13 protein-coding genes are annotated in these 19,216 nt (G+C 71.1%); 3 read left to right on the forward strand and 10 right to left on the reverse strand.

Translation table 11 applies throughout. From position 1 onward, the window contains the following. Nucleotides 1-37: 37 nt before the first annotated feature. From O3597_RS23500 to hemL, 7 genes are all read right to left on the reverse strand, one after another. On the reverse strand, nucleotides 38-1,519 hold the full coding sequence (locus tag O3597_RS23500; RefSeq protein ID WP_281602413.1) for an ATP-binding protein: 1,482 nt from the start codon (nucleotides 1,517-1,519) through the stop codon (nucleotides 38-40). Between the two features lie 62 nt (nucleotides 1,520-1,581). Next, nucleotides 1,582-2,562: a c-type cytochrome biogenesis protein CcsB gene (gene ccsB / locus O3597_RS23505; protein WP_164446555.1), complete on the reverse strand. Its 981-nt coding sequence runs from the start codon at nucleotides 2,560-2,562 to the stop codon at nucleotides 1,582-1,584. Then, the gene (locus O3597_RS23510; protein WP_281602414.1) at nucleotides 2,562-4,208 is read right to left on the reverse strand and encodes a cytochrome c biogenesis protein ResB; all 1,647 of its coding nucleotides are present in this window, start codon (nucleotides 4,206-4,208) and stop codon (nucleotides 2,562-2,564) included. The genes ccsB and O3597_RS23510 overlap by 1 nt, the downstream gene beginning before the upstream one ends. Further along, a complete protein-coding gene (locus tag O3597_RS23515; RefSeq protein WP_281602415.1) occupies nucleotides 4,208-5,041 on the reverse strand; it encodes a cytochrome c biogenesis protein CcdA in 834 nt (277 codons plus the stop codon). The genes O3597_RS23510 and O3597_RS23515 overlap by 1 nt, the downstream gene beginning before the upstream one ends. Further along, nucleotides 5,041-5,616: a TlpA disulfide reductase family protein gene (locus tag O3597_RS23520; protein WP_164446558.1), complete on the reverse strand. Its 576-nt coding sequence runs from the start codon at nucleotides 5,614-5,616 to the stop codon at nucleotides 5,041-5,043. The genes O3597_RS23515 and O3597_RS23520 overlap by 1 nt, the downstream gene beginning before the upstream one ends. A 1-nt stretch (nucleotide 5,617) precedes the next feature. Continuing rightward, nucleotides 5,618-6,265, reverse strand: coding sequence for a histidine phosphatase family protein (locus O3597_RS23525; protein ID WP_281602416.1), 648 nt, complete (start codon nucleotides 6,263-6,265; stop codon nucleotides 5,618-5,620). Between the two features lie 63 nt (nucleotides 6,266-6,328). Beyond that, nucleotides 6,329-7,666 (reverse strand): glutamate-1-semialdehyde 2,1-aminomutase, encoded by a 1,338-nt coding sequence (hemL, locus tag O3597_RS23530; RefSeq protein WP_281602417.1) that lies wholly within the window; start codon nucleotides 7,664-7,666, stop codon nucleotides 6,329-6,331. A 139-nt stretch (nucleotides 7,667-7,805) separates the two neighbouring features. On the opposite strand from hemL, the gene O3597_RS23535 reads away from it, so the two are divergent. Continuing rightward, nucleotides 7,806-8,141: an STAS domain-containing protein gene (locus O3597_RS23535; RefSeq protein ID WP_164446561.1), complete on the forward strand. Its 336-nt coding sequence runs from the start codon at nucleotides 7,806-7,808 to the stop codon at nucleotides 8,139-8,141. Between the two features lie 116 nt (nucleotides 8,142-8,257). On the opposite strand, the gene O3597_RS23540 is transcribed toward O3597_RS23535, so the two are convergent. Together O3597_RS23540 and O3597_RS23545 are read right to left on the reverse strand one after the other, a co-directional pair. Next, a complete protein-coding gene (locus tag O3597_RS23540) occupies nucleotides 8,258-8,818 on the reverse strand; it encodes a response regulator (RefSeq protein WP_281602418.1) in 561 nt (186 codons plus the stop codon). Continuing rightward, entirely contained in the window at nucleotides 8,815-13,185 is a 4,371-nt protein-coding gene (locus O3597_RS23545; protein ID WP_164446564.1) for a HAMP domain-containing protein, read from the reverse strand. Before O3597_RS23545 ends, O3597_RS23540 begins: the two co-directional genes overlap by 4 nt. A 154-nt stretch (nucleotides 13,186-13,339) precedes the next feature. Between O3597_RS23545 and O3597_RS23550 the strand changes: the two genes are divergently transcribed. Beyond that, on the forward strand, nucleotides 13,340-15,421 hold the full coding sequence (locus O3597_RS23550; protein ID WP_281602419.1) for a SpoIIE family protein phosphatase: 2,082 nt from the start codon (nucleotides 13,340-13,342) through the stop codon (nucleotides 15,419-15,421). Between the two features lie 6 nt (nucleotides 15,422-15,427). On the opposite strand, the gene O3597_RS23555 is transcribed toward O3597_RS23550, so the two are convergent. Next, a complete protein-coding gene (locus O3597_RS23555) occupies nucleotides 15,428-16,774 on the reverse strand; it encodes an FAD-binding oxidoreductase (protein ID WP_281602420.1) in 1,347 nt (448 codons plus the stop codon). An 82-nt stretch (nucleotides 16,775-16,856) separates the two neighbouring features. On the opposite strand from O3597_RS23555, the gene O3597_RS23560 reads away from it, so the two are divergent. Continuing rightward, entirely contained in the window at nucleotides 16,857-18,953 is a 2,097-nt protein-coding gene (locus O3597_RS23560) for a S9 family peptidase (RefSeq protein ID WP_164446566.1), read from the forward strand. Nucleotides 18,954-19,216 lie beyond the last annotated feature (263 nt).

A 19,216-nucleotide genomic window follows, 5' to 3' on the forward strand; every position in this document is an offset into this window, starting at 1 on the left:
CAGCATCGGCGGAACATCGACAGATCCAGGTCACGGGTCAGTCTGCGGTGTAGAGACGCGTGGGGTCGGCGAGGATCACGTCGGACCGGTGGCGGCTGGCCGCCCACAGGTCATCGGTGAACCCCGCGCCACTGGCCAGCAGCAACCGGGTGTCCCGGGCGTCCAGACCAGGACGAGCGACGAGCAGGTCTCGCGCCCGGGCGAGCCGGTCCAGGTCAGCCAGGCCCAACATCCGCCCCCACTTGACTTCGCCGACGGCGAGCAGCGGGCGTGGCCCGTCGCCGAGTGGCGGCTCGCCGAGCGCGACGAGGTCCAGTTCCAGACTGGTCCGGCTGACCTGATCGACGAGAACGGCGGGACTCGCCTCGGCGGCGATGCCGCCAAACGTCTCGGGAGCGGCGAAACGTACTGCCCACTGCCGGACCACCTCTTCGAACGACGGACCGAGCACCGCGCTGGCGTACCGCCGCTGGGAACGTCGCCAGACCTCCGGGCCCCGCCGCTGCTCCAAGGCCGTCCAGGCCGGCCGCATGACCGCCTGATAGAAGGTAATCAAGGGCTCGTTGATGCGGTAACGGCTACGGCCGCTACGCAGCGGGTCCGGCTCCCGAACCAGGAGACCGGCATCCTCCAGCACGGTGAGCGGGTGGTGCAGGTCAGTGCTCTTGCGCCCGATGAAGCCAGCGATCCCGCCGCGCGTGCCGTTCCCCTCGGCCACCGCCGCGAGAACGGAGTGATAGAGCGCCGCGTCCCGCAGATCCGGATCCTCAGCGAGGAGGTACCGCGCCTCGCGGAAGAGCGGCCGGGCGGGATTCAGCACGGCACGCACCACCCAGTCATCGAAGTCGTCAGGCCCTTCCGGTGCGTCGTCCTGGACGTACTCCCGGCGATAGGCCGGTGTGCCACCCACGATTGCGAACACCTTGGCCGCGAGCAACGGATCACTGACCTCCCAGAAGGCCGCGGCCGCCCGATAGTCGAGGGGAGCGACCGGCAGTTCGAGCCCGGCCCGCCCCCGGAGCGGCGCGGAGCCGGCCAGCAACCCGCCCATGAAGGAAAGCGCGGAGCCGCACAGTAGAAGGCGGGTATGCGAGCCGGTCCGCTCGGGTCGGCCCGGCGTGAACGCATGCTGGATCACCGACGGCAGGTCGCGACTCGCCCGAGCCAGGTAGGGGAATTCGTCGATCACCACCGGGACCGGCCGAGACCGGCCCAGGGCCAACAGCGCGTCGACAGCACTCGACCAGTCCGCCAGGTGCACCGGACCTGGACTGTCCGTGTACCGGCCAAGCGCCTCCCCGAGCCGCCGAAGCGATTCCGTCGAAGTCGCCTCGGTAGCCCCGAAGTAGAAGCCGCCCGTGGCGCGCGCCAACTCGTACAGCAGGAGGGTCTTCCCTTGCCGGCGGCGTCCGCTGACCACGCCCAACGTGGCGCCGGGCCGTTCGTCGGTGGCGAACCGGGCCAACTCGGCCCACTCGACTTCTCGATCGAAGATCTCTGGAGGCTTGATGAGGCTCACGACCACCATCCTGCAAGATGTATAACCACAGTTATTATAAGTGCAGTTATACGTCTTGCGGGTCAGAGGCCGCCGTAGGAGTGCAGGCCCTCGAAGAAGATGTTCACGCCGAAGAGGTTCATCAGCACGGTCAGGAAGCCGAGGATGGCCAGCCAGGTGGCCGTGCTCCGGCGCACGCTCGGCGTGGCCCGGGCGTGCAGGTAGCCGGCGTACACCACCCAGGAGATGAACGCCCAGGTCTCCTTCGGGTCCCAGGCCCACGGGCGGCCCCAGGCCGCTTCGGCCCAGATCGCCCCGGCGATGACCGCAAAGGTGAAGATCGGGAACGAGAAGGCGTGCAGCACGAAGGTGAGCCGTTCCAGCCCGGCTGCCGCCGGCAGCCGCTTCGCCAGGGTGTACGGGAAGCTGCGCCTGCCGTCCTCGTAACCCGCCCGCATCAGGTACGCCGCCGCCGGCACCACGCCCAGCAGGAACAGACCGGACGCGAAGACGATCGTCGACACGTGCACGACGAACCAGTACGAGTTGAGCGCCGGCACCAGCGGCACGATCGGGGTGTAGAGCACCAGTTCGGCGGTGGCCACCAGCAGCACCATCACCAGCGTCAGGAACAGCCCGAGGCGGCGCAGGAACGGCCACTTCACCAGCACGGTCAGCCAGGCGGCGACCCCGATGAACGAGACCGTCAGCACGAACTCGTACATGTTGCCCCACGGCATCCGGTCGGCGGCGAGGCCGCGGGTGACCAGGGCCGCCAGGTGCAGCGCGGCGGCCACGGCGGTCAACCCGACCGCGATCCGACCGCCCAGCTCCGCCCGCCGCGCGGCGCGTCCGGCTCGACCGGCCGGGCCCACCACAGCGCCACCAGCCGTCACCGCAACGGTCGGGCCCGCGCCCACCCCCGCACCGACCAGCTCGCGGGACGGTGCCGCGACCGCCCTGGCGCGCGAGTTGCCCAGGGCGTACTCGACGGCGTGACTGATCATCGCCAGCAGGTACACCAGCGTGGCGATCGACACCAGCTGATCGGAGAGTGCGGACATCACTCGGCTCCTTCCCGTGCCCGGGCCGGCGCGCCCGGGTCGGTGCCGGCGTCACCGGATCGTCCACCGATCGCGGTGACCAGTTGGGCGAACTCGGCGGCGAACCCGGGATGCTCGGTACGCGGCAGACCAGCCACCTCGACCAAACTACTACCGCCCGTCGGAGATCCACCGCCGGGGTCACCCGGCGCAGCCGGCAGCAGCCGGACGAACACCCGCCGACGCCTGACGAACAGCGAACCCATCAGCCCCAGCACCAGCCCGATGGAGCTGACCAGCAGCAGCATCATGCCCGGGTCGTGCCGTACCGACAGCACGATGTACCGCTGCGTGGCCACGAACTCGACGGTGGTGCCGTCGTCCAGCGTCCAGCTCTCCCCGATCCGCAGTTGCTTCGCGCCGATCTCGGTGAGCCGGCCGTTGCGTACCTGACGCTGGTCGAGCTGGTAGACCGAGCCGGGGATGCCGGCGTCGAGTCCCAGGTTCCCCCGGTACGCCACCAGGTCGAGCAGCGGATTCTGCTCGGTCGGATGCTCCGAGCGGACGAACGGCGGTTGCTGCGGTGCGGTCGGCAGGTAGAGCCCGGAGAAGGCCACCTGGAGGTCCGGGTTCCGCTCGCCGGTCTCCGGGTCGACGTTGGCGTCCGGGAAGGCGGCCAGTCCCTCACCGGTCAGCCCGATGTCACCGGTGGTGAGGAACGGCACGGCGCTGGTCTGCGTGCGGCCGAACCGGTCGGTGTACCGGATCACCGGGGCGTAGCCGTGCCCGAGCAGGTAGACGTTCGCGCCGTCGAGGCGCAACGGTGAGTTGACCGAGAACTCGGCCTGGCGCGGCGCGCCGCCGTCCTCGTCCACGGTCACCTTCGCGTTGAACGAGGACGCCTGGCCGTTCGGCAGGAACCGCGCGTCGAACTCGTCCAACTGCATGCAGAACCGGGGCAGGTCGTCACCGACGCGCGGTCCGAACTTGGCCTCGGCGTACTGCTGGCGGGTGTTGCAGAAGACCTGGTCCGCTCCGGCGACCAGCAGCCGGTTGCCGTGCCAGCCGTACCAGGAACCGAGCGCGACACCGACCAGCACCAGCACCATCGAGCTGTGGAAGATCAGGTTGCCGGTCTCCTTGAGGTAGCCCTTCTCGGCGGAGACCTCGTCACCGCGTACCGTCACCCGCCACCGCCGTCGCCGCAGCGTCTCCGCGACCGCCGCCGCGCCGCCCTCGGGCGCGGGCACCACCGCGTGCTGCGGCAGCCGCTCCAACCTCTTCGGTACGGCCGGCGGCCGGGCCCGCAGCGCCCGGACGTGGTCGCGCAGCCGGGGCGTGATACACCCGATCAGCGAGGTGAACAGCAGCAGGTAGATCGCGGAGAACCAGACCGAGCTGAACGCCTCGAACGCGCCCACCCGGTCGAGCAGCGGAGCCAGGTCGGGGTTGGCGGTGTAGAAGTCGCGTACGTCCTCCGGGTTGACCCCACGCTGCGGCAGCACCGACCCGGGGATCGCGGCGACGGCGAGCAGGAAGAGCAGCACCAGCGCCGTACGCATGCTGGTCAGCTGCCGCCACGAGTTGCGCAGCAGCGCGAGCAGCGGGTTGGGGCGGCGCCGGGGCGCCTCGGCCGGGGTGGCGGGCCGGTCATCCACGGCAGTCATCAGATGCCCACCTCGAAGTTGCCCACCCCGACGGTGGTCTGCAACCAGATCACCACGTTGGTCCAGCCGCCGGTGACCAGCGCCAGCCCGATCAGGATCAGCAGCGCCCCGCCGATCCGGGTGACCCAGCGGCTGTGCCGACGCACCGTCCGGAAGACCCCCAGCAGGCGGTTGAAGCCCAACCCGAAGACGACGAACGGCAGGCCCAGCCCGAGGCAGTACGCCACGGCCAGCACCACCGCCCGGTCGGTCTGCCCGCTGGTGGTGGCCATGCCGAGCACCGCGGCCAGGGTGGGACCGGTGCACGGCACCCAGCTCAGCGCGAACACGGCACCGAGCACGGGCGCGCCGAGCAGCCCGGCGGCGGGTAGCCGGTTGATCCGGAACTCACGCTGGAACCCGGGCAGCGCACCGAGGTAGCCCAGACCGAGCACGACGATGAGCCCGCCGACGATGATCTCCAGCGTCCGTTCGTGGTCGAAGAAGACCCGGCCGACCCCGCTGAACAGGACCGCGGTGGCGGTGAACACGACAGTGAAGCCGGCGATGAACAGCAGCGTCCCGGCCAGCACCCGGCCCTTCACCGCCGGGACGACCCGGCTGCGTTCCCGTACGGCCGTGCCGACGCCACCGCCACCTGGTGACTCCGCTGGCGTCGGCTCCTGCCGACCTTCTAGGTCCGTGCCGGCCAGGCCGGTGACGTACGAGAGGTAGCCGGGCATCAGCGGCAGCACGCACGGCGACAGGAAGCTGACCAGACCGGCCAGCGCCGCCGCGCCCAACGCCAGCAGCAACGGGCCGGACTCGGCGAGCTGACCGAATGTCCCGCCCATCAGCGCTGACCGGCCGGGGCGGGTGTCTCGGCGGCGATCCGCTCGACGATGGGTTGCAGCCCCTCCTGCCGGACCGCCGCCCGGATTACCGTGGCGATGCGGCCCTCCCGGTCCAGCACGACGGTGGCCGGGATGGTGTTCGGCGGGATGTCCATGTCGAGGGCGAGCCGGCTGCCCGGGTCGAAGATGCTCGGGTAGCTGACCCGGCCCTCCTCGAAGGCGATGGCCTTGTCCCGGCTGTCCTGCACGTTGATGCCGAGGAAGGTCACCCCGGAGTCCTTCGTCGCCTGGTAGGTGTTCTCCAGGTCGTCGGCCTCGGCCCGGCACGGCGCACACCAGGAGCCCCAGAAGTTGACCACCACGACGTTGCCCCGCTGGTCGGCCACGTCGTAGGAACCGCCGGCCAGCAGCTCACCGGCGATCTTCGGGGCGGCGGAGCGCTGCTCTGGGGCGCACTCGACGATGCCGCCGGCGCTGTCGCAGGCGGACTCCCTACCGTCGGCCGTGCAGCCGGTCAGGACCACCGCGGCGGTCGCGGTGGCGAGCAGGCCAGCGGCCAGCCTCCCGGCACCCATCTCAGGCCCCCTTGGCCGTCCGCGCGGTCGGCGACATCGCCACCAGGTGCGCGGCCGGCTCGGAGTAGCCAATGCCGACGATCTTGGCGCCGTCGAAGTGGAACGTGGTGAGCGAGGCCAGTCCGCACTGCCGGCGACGTGGGTCGTGCCACAGCCGCTTGCGCTCCACGTAGCGGCGCAGCGTCCAGATCGGCAGCTGGTGGGAGACCAGGACGGCCTCCCGGCCCTCGGCGGCGATCCGGGCGGCGTGCAGCGCGGCGAACATCCGCTCGGCGATCGCCCGGTACGCCTCGCCCCACGACGGGGTCACCGGGTCACGCAGCACCCACCAGTTGCGCGGGTCGCGGAACGAGCCGTCGCCCGGGGAGACCTTCTTGCCCTCGAACCAGTTGGCGCTCTCGATCAGCCGCTCGTCCACCCCGACCGGCAGCCGGAACTGGGCGGCGATCGGCTCGGCGGTCTGCTGCGCGCGTTCCAGCGGGCTGGCCGCCACGTGCACGACCTCGCGTTCGGCGAGCCCCTGCGCGGCGGCCTTGGCCATCTGGACGCCCAGTTCGCTGAGGCGGAAACCGGGCAGGCGGCCGTAGAGGATGCCCTCCGGGTTGTACACCTCGCCGTGCCGAAGCACATGGACCACCGTCTTACTCACCGTTACGCCCCCTTGTTCGCGACTGCGGGGCTCGCAAAACCGGCTCACTCCTCGCGCTCACCGCTACCCCCCGTGACCGGCCGCTGCCGCCGCGTTGGCCGCCGTCGGCAGCGCGCCGGCGAGCTGTTCCAGGGCGGCATCGTCGATCGCCGCCGAGACGAACCAGGACTCGAACGCGCTCGGCGGCAGGTAGACCCCGGCGGCGAGCATCGCGTGGAAGAACGCCTTGAACGCCGGCACCTGCTGGGTGCGGGCGCTGTCGTAGTCGACCACGTCGGCGTCGGTGAAGAAGATCGAGAACATGTTGCCCGCGTACGACAGTCGGTGTGGGACCCCGGCGGCGGCCAGCGCGTCGGTGGCGAGCCTGCCCACCGTGGCGGCCGTGTCGTCCAGCCGGCGGTAGAGCGCGTCGTCGGCGAGCCGCAGCGTGGTCAGCCCGGCCGCGCAGGCGAGCGGGTTCCCGGAGAGGGTGCCGGCCTGGTAGACGGGGCCGGCGGGCGCCAGTCGCGACATGATCTCCGCCCGCCCGCCGAACGCCGCGGCGGGCAGCCCACCGCCCATGACCTTGCCGTACGTCCACAGGTCCGCCTCGACCGGGTCGAGTCCGTGCCAGCCGGCGCGGGAGACCCGGAACCCGGTCATCACCTCGTCGACGATCAGCAGTGCGCCGTGCGCGTGGGCGATCCGGGCCAACTGGGCGTTGAACCCGTCGCGGGGAGCGACCACACCCATGTTGCCCGGCGCGGCCTCGGTGATCACGGCGGCGATGTGCTGGCCCTCGGCGGCGAAGGCCGCCTCGACGGCGGTCACGTCGTTGTAGGGCAGCACGATCGTCTCGCCGGCCGCCGCGCCGGTGACTCCCGGCGAATCGGGCAGGCCCAGGGTGGCCACGCCGGAGCCGGCGGCGGCCAGCAGCGCGTCGACGTGCCCGTGGTAGCAGCCGGCGAACTTGATGATCTTCGAGCGGCCGGTGTAACCACGGGCCAGGCGGATCGCCGACATGGTCGCCTCGGTGCCCGAGTTGACCAGCCGGACCTGCTCGACCGGGGTACGCGCGACGATCTCGTCGGCCAGCTCGACCTCGCCGGGGGTGGGCGTACCGAAACTGGTGCCGTTGGCGGCGGCGGCCTGCACGGCCGCGACCACCTCGGGGTGGGCGTGGCCCAGGATCAGCGGGCCCCAGGAGCAGACCAGGTCGACGTAACGGCGACCGTCCGCGTCATGGAGCCACGGGCCCTCACCCCGGACCATGAAGCGTGGGGTGCCGCCGACCGCCCGGAAGGCGCGCACAGGTGAGTTCACCCCGCCCGGCACGATGGCGCAGGCGCGGTCGAACAGGGCCGCTGAGGCCGGCGCGTCGACCGGGTAGCGGTCGGATCCGGCGGTAAACACCTCGGTCACGATGCCGCCATTGTGTCAGCGCCCGGCTGCGGATCGGCAGCCACCCCGGCTTGGGGTTACCGGGCTCACCCCCGGCACGCTGCGCCGGGACGGCACGCCTCGACAGGCCGGGCGACGGAGATCGCGATAGGCTGACCCGGTGGATCGTGCCGAACTGTCCATCACCGTACACCGGACGGGCGACGAAGCAGTGCTGCGCCTTGCCGGTGAGATCGACATGCAAACGGCCGCCCAGCTGTCGACCGTCGTCAACGAGGTTCTCACCGAGCCCCCGCCCCGGATCGTGCTGGATCTCGCGGGCGTGACGTTCTGCGATTCGCAGGGTCTGGGCACCCTGGTCGTCCTCAGCCGCAAGGCCAGCCACGCCCAGAGCCTGCTCGTGCTGACGAACGTCGGCGAGTTCCTGCTCCGCGTCCTGGACATCACCGGCCTACGCAGCGCCCTGATGATCCGCAACGACACCCCCACCCCCTGACCCCCGTCCCACCCCCGCAGACCCTTGTTGATCATGAGGTTAGCGGCGATCTTGATCTTTGAAAGTGCCGCTAACCTCATGATCAACGCGGTCGGGGGTGGGGTGGGATGGGTGGGTTAGTCGGGGGTGGTGCCCCAGCGGGCTTGTTCCAGGAGGGTTACGGCGCGGGAGTGGGACTCCGGGTCGTCGGTGTCGCGGAGCAGGGTGGTGGCCTCGTCGACGGCGTTGGTGAGCAACCGCCACTGGGCGTCGCGCTCGCGGACCATCTCGGACTGCGCGGCCAGTTGGCGGGTCTTGGTCCACAGCTCGACGAAGACGGAGACCTTGGCCCGCAGCACCCAGGGGTCGAACGGCTTGGTGAGGTAGTCCACCGCACCGGCCGCGTAGCCGCGCAGGGCCAGTTGAGCGTCCCGGTCGGCAGCGGTCAGGAAGATGATCGGAACGTGCCGGGTACGCTCCCGCCGCTTGATGTGGCTGGCCGTCTCGAACCCGTCCATGTCCGGCATCTGGGCGTCCAGCAGGATCACCGCGAAGTCGTCCACGAGCAACTGCTTCAGCGCCGCCTCACCGCTCTCCACGGCGACCGACTGCACCGGCAGCCCCTGGAGGATCGCCTCCAGGGCCATCAGGTTCTCCCGGCGATCATCGACCAGCAGCGCCTTCGCCACCTGCGTCACGAGCCCTCCTCGGTACGGCTGCCACTGATCCAGGTCCCCATCAGCTCGATCAGTTGGTCCAGGTCGACCGGCTTGGTGATGTAATCGCTGGCTCCGGCCGCGATCGCCGACTCCCGGTCGCCCGGCATCGCCTTCGCGGTCAGGAACACGATCGGCAGGTCCGCGAACCGGTGGTTACGCCTGATCTGCCGGGTTGTCTCGTATCCGTCCTGATCGGGCATCATCGCATCCATCAGGACGATATCGACCTCCGGGTGTTCGGCCAACAGACGGACCCCGTCGGCGCCGTTGTCGGCGTACAGCACGGTCATGCCGTGCAGTTCGAGCGCGCTGGTCAACGCGAAGACGTTACGCACGTCGTCGTCGACGATCAGCACGGTCGCACCGTCCAGCTGACGGGTCTTCGGTGCCTCGGGTGCCTCCGACAGCAGCTCCATCGGCGGCATCAGCAGCGAGGACGGCAGCCCCGCCCGCTGCGGTGACGGTGGGGCGGGTGCCACCACCGCGTCCGGCGCCAGCACGTCGGGCAGGTAGAGCGTGAACGTCGATCCCTGACCGGGTGCCGAGGCGACCGTGATGGTGCCACCGATCAACCGGGCCAGATCGCGACTGATCGACAGGCCCAGCCCGGTACCGCCGTACCGGCGGCTGGTGGTCCCGTCCGCCTGCTGGAACGCCTCGAAGATCAGCGACAGCTTGTCGTCGGAGATCCCGATGCCGGTGTCGATCACCGTGAAGGCGATCACCTGTCGGGCGTTCGTCAGCGCCGGCACGTCGAACACCGCGTGCTCCGGCGCTCGGGAGATGCGCAGGGTCACCGCACCGTTGTCGGTGAACTTCACCGCGTTCGACAGCAGGTTGCGCAGCACCTGCTGGAGCCGCTGCGCGTCGGTCACCACGGCCGGCGGCAGGTCCTTGCCGATGCGTACCTGGAAGTCCAGGCCCTTCTCCTCGGCCTGCGGGGCGAACGCCTGCTCCACGTAGGTGCAGATCTCGGTGAACCGGACCTCGGTCGGCTCGACGTCCATCCGCCCGGCCTCGATCTTGGACAGGTCCAGGATGTCGTCGATCAGGCGTAGCAGGTCCGACCCGGAGCCGTGGATCGTGCGGGCGAACTCGATCTGCTTCGGCGTGAGGTTCTGCTCCGAGTTCTCCATCAGCAGCCGGGCCAGCAGCAGCAGCGAGTTCAGCGGCGTACGCAGCTCGTGGCTCATGTTCGCCAGGAACTCCGACTTGTACGCCGAGGCCCGGGTGAGCTGCTGCGCCTTGTCCTCCAGGCCCAGCCGGGCCAGTTCGATCTCCCGGTTCTGGGTCTCGATGTTCGCCTTCTGCTCCGACAGCAGCTTGGCCTTGTCCTCCAGCTCGGCGTTGGTCCGCTGCAACTCCGCCGACTGCTCCTGCAACTCGTGCGCCAGCCGCTGCGACTGGGCCAGCAGTTCCTCCGTACGCCGGTTCGCCTGGATGGTGTTGACCGCGATGCCGATGGTGGAGACCAGCCGCTCCAGGAACGACAGGTGCAGCTCGGAGAAGGGTGTGACGGTGGCGAACTCGATCACGCCGAGCAGCTCACCCTCGAACAGGACCGGCAGGATGACCAGGTCCGCCGGTGGGGTGTCGGCCAGCCCGGACCGCAGCGTGATCCGGCCGTCCGGTACGGCGCCGACCCGGATGGTGCGCCGGGACAGCGCGGCCTGGCCGACCAGCCCCTCGCCCGGTCCGAAGGTCACGTCGTGCCCCCGGGACACATAGCCGTACGAGGCGGTCAACCGCAGCCGCATCACGCCCTCGGAGTTGTCCACCAGGAAGAACGCGCCGAGCTGCGCGTCGACGAGCGGAGTGACCTCCTGCATGATCATCCGGCAGACCTCGCCGAGATCACGCTGACCCTGGAGCAGCCCGCCGATGCGGGCCAGGTTGGAGTCGAGCCACCCCTGCTCGGCGTTCTTGTGGGTCGTCTCCCGCAGGGTGACGATCATCTGGTTGATGTTGTCCTTCAGCTCGGCGACCTCACCCTGGGCCTTCACCGCGATCCGTTGGGTGAGGTCACCCCGGGTCACGGAGGTCGAGACCCGGGCGATCGCCCGGAGCTGGGTGGTGAGCGTCGAGGCGAGCTGGTTGACGTTCTCGGTGAGGTCACGCCAGGTGCCGGAGACCCCCTTGACCTGCGCCTGACCACCCAGTTTGCCCTCGGTGCCCACCTCCCGGGCCACCCGGGTCACCTCGTCGGCGAACGACGACAACTGGTCCACCATCGTGTTGACGGTGTTCTTCAGCTCCAGGATCTCGCCCTGCGCGTCGACCGTGATCTTCTGCGACAGGTCACCGTTGGCCACGGCGGTGGTGACCGAGGCGATGTTGCGCACCTGGCTGGTCAGGTTCGACGCCATCGAGTTCACGTTGTCGGTCAGATCCCGCCAGGTGCCGGCGACGCCGCGTACCTGGGCCTGACCGCCCAGCTTGCCCTCGGTGCCCACCTCACGGGCCACCCGGGTCACCTCGTCGGCGAACGACGACAGCTGATCCACCATCGTGTTCACCGTCGACTTCAACTCCAGGATCTCGCCCCGGGCATCCACGGTGATCTTCTGGCTCAGGTCGCCCTTGGCCACCGCCGTGGAGACCTGGGCGATGTTGCGCACCTGGGCGGTCAGGTTCGACGCCATGGAGTTCACGTTGTCGGTCAGATCCCGCCACGTACCGCTGACGCCCTTGACCTGCGCCTGACCGCCGAGGTTGCCCTCGGTGCCCACCTCACGGGCCACCCGGGTCACCTCGTCGGCGAACGACGACAGCTGATCCACCATCGTGTTCACCGTCGACTTCAACTCCAGGATCTCACCCCGGGCATCCACCGTGATCTTCTGCGACAGGTCACCGCGCGCGACGGCCGTGGTCACCGAGGCGATGTTCCGCACCTGGCTGGTCAGGTTCGACGCCATCGAGTTCACGTTGTCGGTCAGATCCCGCCACGTACCGCTGACGCCCTTGACCTGCGCCTGACCGCCCAGCTTGCCCTCGGTACCCACCTCACGGGCCACCCGGGTCACCTCGTCGGCGAACGACGACAACTGGTCCACCATCGTGTTGACGGTGTTCTTCAGCTCCAGGATCTCGCCCCGGGCGTCGACAGTGATCTTCTGGCTCAGGTCGCCCTTGGCGACGGCGGTGGAGACCTGGGAGATGTTGCGGACCTGGCTGGTCAGGTTGCCGGCGAGCTGGTTGACGTTCTCGGTGAGGTCACGCCAGGTGCCGGAGACGCCGCGTACCTGCGCCTGACCGCCCAGCTTGCCCTCGGTACCCACCTCACGGGCCACCCGGGTCACCTCGTCGGCGAACGACGACAACTGGTCCACCATCGTGTTGACGGTGTCCTTGAGTTCCAGGATCTCGCCCTGCGCGGCCACGGTGATCTTCTGCGACAGGTCACCCCGGGCGACCGCCGTGGAGACCTGAGCGATGTTGCGCACCTGGGCGGTCAGGTTCGACGCCATCGAGTTGACGCTGTCGGTCAGGTCCTTCCAGGTGCCCGCGACGCCCGGCACCTCCGCCTGGCCACCCAGCTTGCCCTCGGTACCCACCTCACGGGCCACCCGCGTCACCTGCTCGGCGAAGAGACGCAGCGTGTCGGTCAGCGAGTTCATCGTGTCGGCCAGCTCGGCGACCTCGCCGCGAGCACTGACGGTGATCTTCTGGGAGAGGTCACCCTTGGCCACCGCGGTCGCCACCTGGGAGATCGACCGCACCTGACCGGTCAGGTTCGACGCCATGGTGTTCACCGAGTCGGTGAGGTCCTTCCAGGTGCCGGCGACGCCACGGACGTCGGCCTGGCCACCCAGCTTGCCCTCGGTGCCCACCTCCCGGGCCACCCGGGTCACCTCGTTGGAGAACGACGAGAGCTGGTCGACCATGGTGTTGACCGTGCGGCCGATGCGCAGGTACTCACCACGCAGCGGGCGACCGTCGATCTCCAGCGCCATGTGCTGGGTGAGGTCACCGTCGGCGACCGCCACGATGACCCGGGCGATCTCGGTGGTGGGCCGGCCCAGGTCGTCGATCAGCGAGTTGACCGCCCGCTGACCCTCCGCCCAGGAGCCGTCCAGCCCCTCCTCGTCCAGGCGCTCGGTCAGCCGGCCGTCGCGGCCCACGACCCGACTGATCCGGCGCAGGTCCAGGTGCTGCCGCTCCTGGAGCGACACCACGTCGTTGAAGGCGTCCGCCACCTCACCGGCCGCGCCCGAGCGCCGGGGCAACCGCACCTTGAGGTCACCGCCCCGGACCCGCCGTAGCGCCTCCGCCAGCTCGGTGAGGACCGCATCGTGGTCGGCGGCGGAGGTCTCCGCGGTCACCGACTGTTTCGCCGTGGTCATCATTCCTCGCTCACCTCGGGGTCCACCGGCTCCCACCGGCCACCCCATCATTGTCCCCGTGACCTCGAAAACGCCACGGCACGGCGCCGTCCGACGGCAAAGAGCCGGTGGTGATCGGCTTGGCAGCGGCGGAGTGTCGGTGGAGGATACGAGGGTGTCAGCGGAGGCGGGGCCCGCGACGAGGACGGGCCTAGACGAGCACGTGCGGCGCGTCCGGCTTCCCGCCGACCGCCGTACGCCGGCCGCCGCCCGCGCGGTCGTGCGGTCCGTGCTCGCGGAGGCGGACCTGGACGAACTGCTCAACGAGGCACTCCTGTTGACCACCGAGTTGTCCACGAACGCGGTCGAGCACGCCCGCACCGAACTGGACATCGAGGTCACCGCCGACCAGGCGGGGCTGACCGTGACGGTCTCCGACTTCGCCGCCGGTCCGGTCGACGAGCTGACCGTCGGGGTACGTAACCTGGCCACCGACATCGCCGAGGTCGCCGAGCGGGGGCGCGGGCTGCTGCTGGTCGACCACTTCGCCAGCCGCTGGGGCACCACCTATCTGCGCACCGGCAAGGGTGTGTGGTTCCGGCTGGACCGAGCCGATCGCAGGGGGAAGGGGCCGACCACCCCCGCACCACCGGCGAGCGCCACGCAACCGGACGGCGCCGGACAGACCGCCGTACCCAGCGCCGGTGCGATGAACGCGCTGATGCAGACCACCCCCGACCCGTACGCCGAGGATCCGCTGCCGGACTTCGCCGCCGGCCTGCTGACCCGGGTGGCGGAGATGGTCGGTGCCGCCGGTGGCGTGGTGCGGCTGGACCGCGGCGACGGCCAGGGTGCCCAGGTCCTCGCCCGGTACGGCCGTCAGCCCCGGGCCGGCAACGACCTGCTCCGGGTGCCGTTGGCCGTGCACCGCCCGTACGCCGGTGAGCTGGAACTGGACGCCGCGCCCACCGCGTACGCCCAGCCGCTGGCGATGCTGACCGCTGAGCGGCTCTCGCTGCACCTGGAGAACGACCGGCTGCGCCGGGCGGACGTACGCCGGCAGGCCTGGCTGACCTTCCTCGCCGAGGCCAGCGAGCTGCTCGCCCAGTCGCTGGACGTGGAACTGACCATGGCGCTCGTCCCGCAGCTGGTGGTGCCCCGGCTCGGCCAGTGGTGCGCGGTGCACACCACCGACGAGTGGGGCCGGCTCCGGCTCGCGGCGGCCAGCCACGCCGACGAGTCGATGCTGCCGCAGCTGCACGCCTCGCTCCGCGAGGCCGGCCCGGATTCCGTCCTGGCCCGGCTGCGTGAGGCCAGCCGCAACGGCACCCGCACTCCGCTCGGTGCGCCGATGGAAGGCTTCGCCGTACCGTTGATCGCCCGTGGGCAGCGCCTCGGCACGCTGGCGGTCGGACGCCACCAGCGGCACCGGCAGGACCCGGACGAGATCGCCGTGCTGGAGGACGTGGCCCGGCGGGCGGCACTCGCCATCGAGAACGCCCGGATCCACGCCGAGCGCCGCCGGGTCGCCCAGACCCTGCAACAGTCGTTGCTGCCGCCGGTCCTGCCGGTGGTCGAGGGCATCGGCTTCGCCGCCGAGTACGTGCCGACCGGCGGGGACGTCGACGTCGGCGGCGACTTCTACGACGTGGTGCCGCTGCCGGACGGGCGCTGGCTGGTGGTGATCGGCGACGTCTCCGGCAAGGGCGTGCAGGCGGCGGCGGTCACCGGGCTGGTGCGGGACGTGATCCGGGTGCTGGCCGGCGACGGCAAGCCGCTGCCCGAGGTGCTGGCCCGGCTCAACGAGACGCTCGTCGAGCGGGGTGCCGGCCGCTACTGCACGCTGGCGTTGGCGGCGGTCGGGCCGGGCGAGGGCGACCAGCTCGACGTCGGGCTGCACCTGGCCGGGCACGACCGGCCGGTGCTGCTGCGGTCCAGCGGCGGTCCGGCCGCCTTCGTCGGCACCGGTGGCACCGCCCTCGGGCTGCTCGACGCGATCGCCTCGCCCACCGCGCAGCTCAGTCTTGAGCCGGGCGACTGCCTGGTCTTCTACACCGACGGGGTGACCGAGCGTCGCCGGGGTCGGGAACTGTTCGGCACCGGGCGGCTGCGCGACGCCGCCGCGCCGCTGGCCGGCTACTCGGCGGACGTGGTGGCGGCCCGGCTGCGCGCCACCGCGATCAACTTCTCGGTCGAGGAACCCCGCGACGACATCGCCATCCTCGTCCTGCGCAACGACGCGCTGCCGGACCGGTGATTCGGCCTAGAGGCCGCCGGGGAGGCGGCCGGGGGCGAGGCGGTGGGTGGGGTCCAGGTGCTGCTTGACGGCGCGTAGCTGGGCCAGGTTGGCGCGCTCGCCCCACAGGTCGACGGTGCGGCGGACGGCCGGCGGGGCGGCGAGCACCACGCACCGACCCTGTCGGGCGAGCAGCACGCCACGCACCGCGGCCAGGATCGACGCGACCCGGCTCGGGGCCATCGCCCCGGGCAGGGCGGCGTGCACCACGCCGAGCCCGGCCGAGCCGCGTACCGGCACCGGGCCGCCGGCCGCGTCACGCAGGGCGTAGACCGCGGCGTGCAGGTCGGTCATCGGCACCTCCAGTCGCAGTGCCGTGTCGCCGGGGGCGAAGGGATAGCTGCGCCACCAGGGAGGTGCCGTGCGGGCGACCGTCGCGCGGGAGCCGAGGAGACCGACCAGCCGGTCGGTCCGCTCCGCCACCTCCGCGGGGCCGCCCTCAAGCAGCACCACGAGCGAACCGGTGCCCGCCGGGCCGGTCGGCACGCGCCCGGTCATCGACGGGTGCAGCGCCATCGACTCGGCGCGGCGGTCCCGCCGGGGCCGGCAACCGGACCCGACCGGCAGGTCCAGCTCGATCGCGGCCGGGTCGAGCCGGGCGGCGAGCACCGCCTGGATCAGATCGTGCACCTCCAGTGGGGTCCACACCGGTCGGGTCACCCACACCCGCGCGGCCGGCACCGCCTGCACCCGCAGCGTCGCGCCGACCAGCACGCCGAGCGCGCCCTCCGAGCCGCACAGCAGCCGTGCCTCGGCCAGCCCGGCCGCTCCACCACCCGCCTCGGCCAGCTCACCGTCGGCGGCCAGGTAGCGCAGGCCGACGAGCTGGTCGCAGGCGGTGCCGTGCCGGTGCCGCAGCGGGCCGGCCTCGTCCGCCGCCAGCACCCCGCCGAGGGTGGCGCCCGGTGAGGGGGCGTCCAGCGCCAGCCGCCGGCCGGTGCGCTCCAGGATGGCCTGAACCGCGCGCAGCGGCGTACCGGCGCCGATCTCGGCCGTGCCCCGGTCCGGGGCCTGATGGCCGATGCCGGCCAGTCTCCCGGTGTCGAGCATGATGTCGACCCGCTCGGGCGGCGCACCCCAGTCGATCTTGGTGCCGGCTCCGCGAGGCACCACGCTCAGGTCGTGCCGGGCGGCCAGCCGGAGCACCTGCGCGGCGGCGTGCGGACCGCCGGGCACGGCCACCCAGCGGGCCGTGCTGCCGGCCACCTCGTCGGCGGGGCCGGCGAGGCGGGCGAAGCGCGGACCGCAGATCTCGGCCAGTCGGCGGGTGATGTCGCGGACACCGGACGCACCGGCGGGAGGGGGTGGCACCATGCCGGCGATCGTACATGTGTTCGAACGATCAGAGGTGGAATTGCGCCGCGCCACATGTCGCTACGGCCGGTAACGTGACGCCGTGACCACCGAGACCCCCGTTCCCGCGGCCAGGCGGGTGCCGACCGAACGTGTCCACCACGGCGACACCGTCGTCGACGAGTACGCCTGGCTCGCCACCAAGGACGATCCGGAAACGATCAAGTATCTGAACGCCGAGAACGCCTGGACCGAGGCCCGGACGGCACACCTGTCCGGGCTGCGTACGGAGTTGTTCGAGGAGATCCGGCGACGGACCCAGGAGACCGACCTGTCCGTGCCGACCCGCAAGGGCCAGCACTGGTACTACACCCGCACGGTCCAGGGCCAGCAGTACGGCGTGCACTGCCGCCGGGCGGTCCACCCCGACGAGACCACCCCGCCGATCAGCGCCGACGGTGCTCCGCTGGACGGCGAGCAGGTGCTGCTGGACGGCAACCAACTGGCCGAAGGACGCGACTTCTTCTCGCTCGGTGCCTTCGACATCAGCCCCGACGGGCGCTACCTGGCCTACTCCACCGACTTCTCCGGCGACGAGCGGTTCACCCTGCGGGTCAAGGACCTGAGCACCGGTGAGCTGCTGCCCGACGAGATCCCCGGCACCTTCTACGGCACCGCGTGGTCCGCCGACGCCTCGGTGCTGTTCTACGTCACGGTGGACGAGGCGTGGCGACCCAACCGGGTCTGGCGACACGTGATCGGCACCGCCGCCGACGACGACGTGGTGGTGCACGCCGAGGACGACGAGCGGTTCTGGGTCGGGGTGGAGCTGACCCGCTCGGAGCGGTTCGTCCTCATCGACATCGCCAGCAAGCTCACCAGCGAGGTGCGGGTGATCCCGGCCGGCAACCCGACGGGCGAGCCAGCGGTGATCGCGCCCCGCCGGCAGGGTGTCGAGTACTCGGTGGAGCACCATGGTCACCGGTTCCTGATCCTGCACAACGACGACGCCGAGGACTTCGCCCTCGCGTACACCTCGGCCGACGCCCCGGGCGACTGGGTGCCGCTGATCGAGCACTCCCCGGGCACCCGACTGGAGTCGGTCGACGCCTTCGCCGACCACCTGGTCGTCTCGGTACGCAGCAACGGCCTGACCGGGCTGCGGGTGCTGCCCGTCGGCGGCGGCGACGCCCACGACATCGAGTTCCCGGAGCCGCTGCACACGGTCGGCCTGGACGCCAACCCCGAGTACCGCACCGGGCGGCTGCGGCTGCGCTACACCTCGCTCGTCACGCCCGACTCGGTGTACGACTACGACCTGGTCACCCGCGAGATGACGCTGCTGCGCCAGCGACCGGTGCTGCCCGGGCCGGACGGTCAGGTGTACCGGTCGGAGGACTACGAGCAGCAGCGCGACTGGGCGCTCGCCGACGACGGCACCAAGGTGCCGATCTCCCTGGTCTACCGGCGCGGCACCCCCCGGGACGGTTCGGCGCCCTGCGTCATCTACGGCTACGGCTCGTACGAGGCGAGCATGGACCCGTGGTTCTCGGTCGGCCGGCTGTCCCTGCTGGACCGTGGGGTGATCTTCGCGGTGGCGCACATCCGGGGCGGCGGCGAGCTGGGTCGCCGGTGGTACGACCACGGCAAGATGCTCGCCAAGAAGAACACCTTCACCGATTTCGTGGCCTGTGCCCGGCACCTGGCCAAGGCCGGCTGGACGGCACCGGACCGGCTGGTCGCCCGGGGTGGCTCGGCAGGCGGGCTGCTGATGGGCGCGGTGGCGAACCTGGCACCGGACGCCTTCGCCGGCATCGTCGCGCAGGTGCCGTTCGTGGACGCGCTCAACACGATCCTGGACCCGTCGCTGCCGCTGACGGTCACCGAGTGGGAGGAGTGGGGCAACCCGCTGGCCGACCCCGAGGTGTACGCGTACATGAAGTCGTACACGCCGTACGAGAACGTCGCCGCGCTGGACTATCCCGCGATCCTCGCGATGACCAGCCTCAACGACACGCGGGTGCTCTACCACGAGCCGGCGAAGTGGATCGCCCGGCTGCGGGCGGTCGCCCCGCAGGGTGACTACCTGCTCAAGACCGAGATGGAGGCGGGCCACGGCGGGCCGAGCGGGCGCTACGACGCCTGGCGGGAGGAGGCGTTCATCAACGCCTGGACCCTGGACCGCCTCGGCCGCGCCTGAACCGGCCGGCCGGCTGGCCAGCGCTCGCGGGATGCGGCATCTCGCGGCTTCCTGGAGGCGGGAAAGTCCAACATCCCGCATCCCGCATCCCGCGAGCGCCCACGACCGGCGCCGGCGGGCGAGGTAGTGCTGGCCATACCGGGAAGCGGTGTCCAGCGGGCTGGGACCGCCCTGGCCGGGTCACTAGCGTCGGCGGCATGACCTCTGCCGCGCCGCCCCATCTCGCCCAGGCCCTGCGGCAGCCCCCGTGACTCGCTCACCGG

The sequence above is a fragment of the Verrucosispora sp. WMMA2044 genome (genome assembly GCF_027497155.1).
Lineage (GTDB): Bacteria > Actinomycetota > Actinomycetes > Mycobacteriales > Micromonosporaceae > Micromonospora > Micromonospora palythoicola.

Excerpts from the sequence above, each read along its gene's own strand:
- ccsB (WP_164446555.1), bottom strand. The coding sequence starts at position 2,562 with ATGTCCGCACTCTCCGATCAGCTGGTGTCGATCGCCACGCTGGTGTAC.
- O3597_RS23510 (WP_281602414.1), bottom strand. The coding sequence starts at position 4,208 with ATGACTGCCGTGGATGACCGGCCCGCCACCCCGGCCGAGGCGCCCCGG.
- O3597_RS23515 (WP_281602415.1), bottom strand. The coding sequence starts at position 5,041 with ATGGGCGGGACATTCGGTCAGCTCGCCGAGTCCGGCCCGTTGCTGCTG.
- O3597_RS23520 (WP_164446558.1), bottom strand. The coding sequence starts at position 5,616 with ATGGGTGCCGGGAGGCTGGCCGCTGGCCTGCTCGCCACCGCGACCGCC.
- O3597_RS23545 (WP_164446564.1), bottom strand. The coding sequence starts at position 13,185 with ATGACCACGGCGAAACAGTCGGTGACCGCGGAGACCTCCGCCGCCGAC.
- O3597_RS23555 (WP_281602420.1), bottom strand. The coding sequence starts at position 16,774 with ATGGTGCCACCCCCTCCCGCCGGTGCGTCCGGTGTCCGCGACATCACC.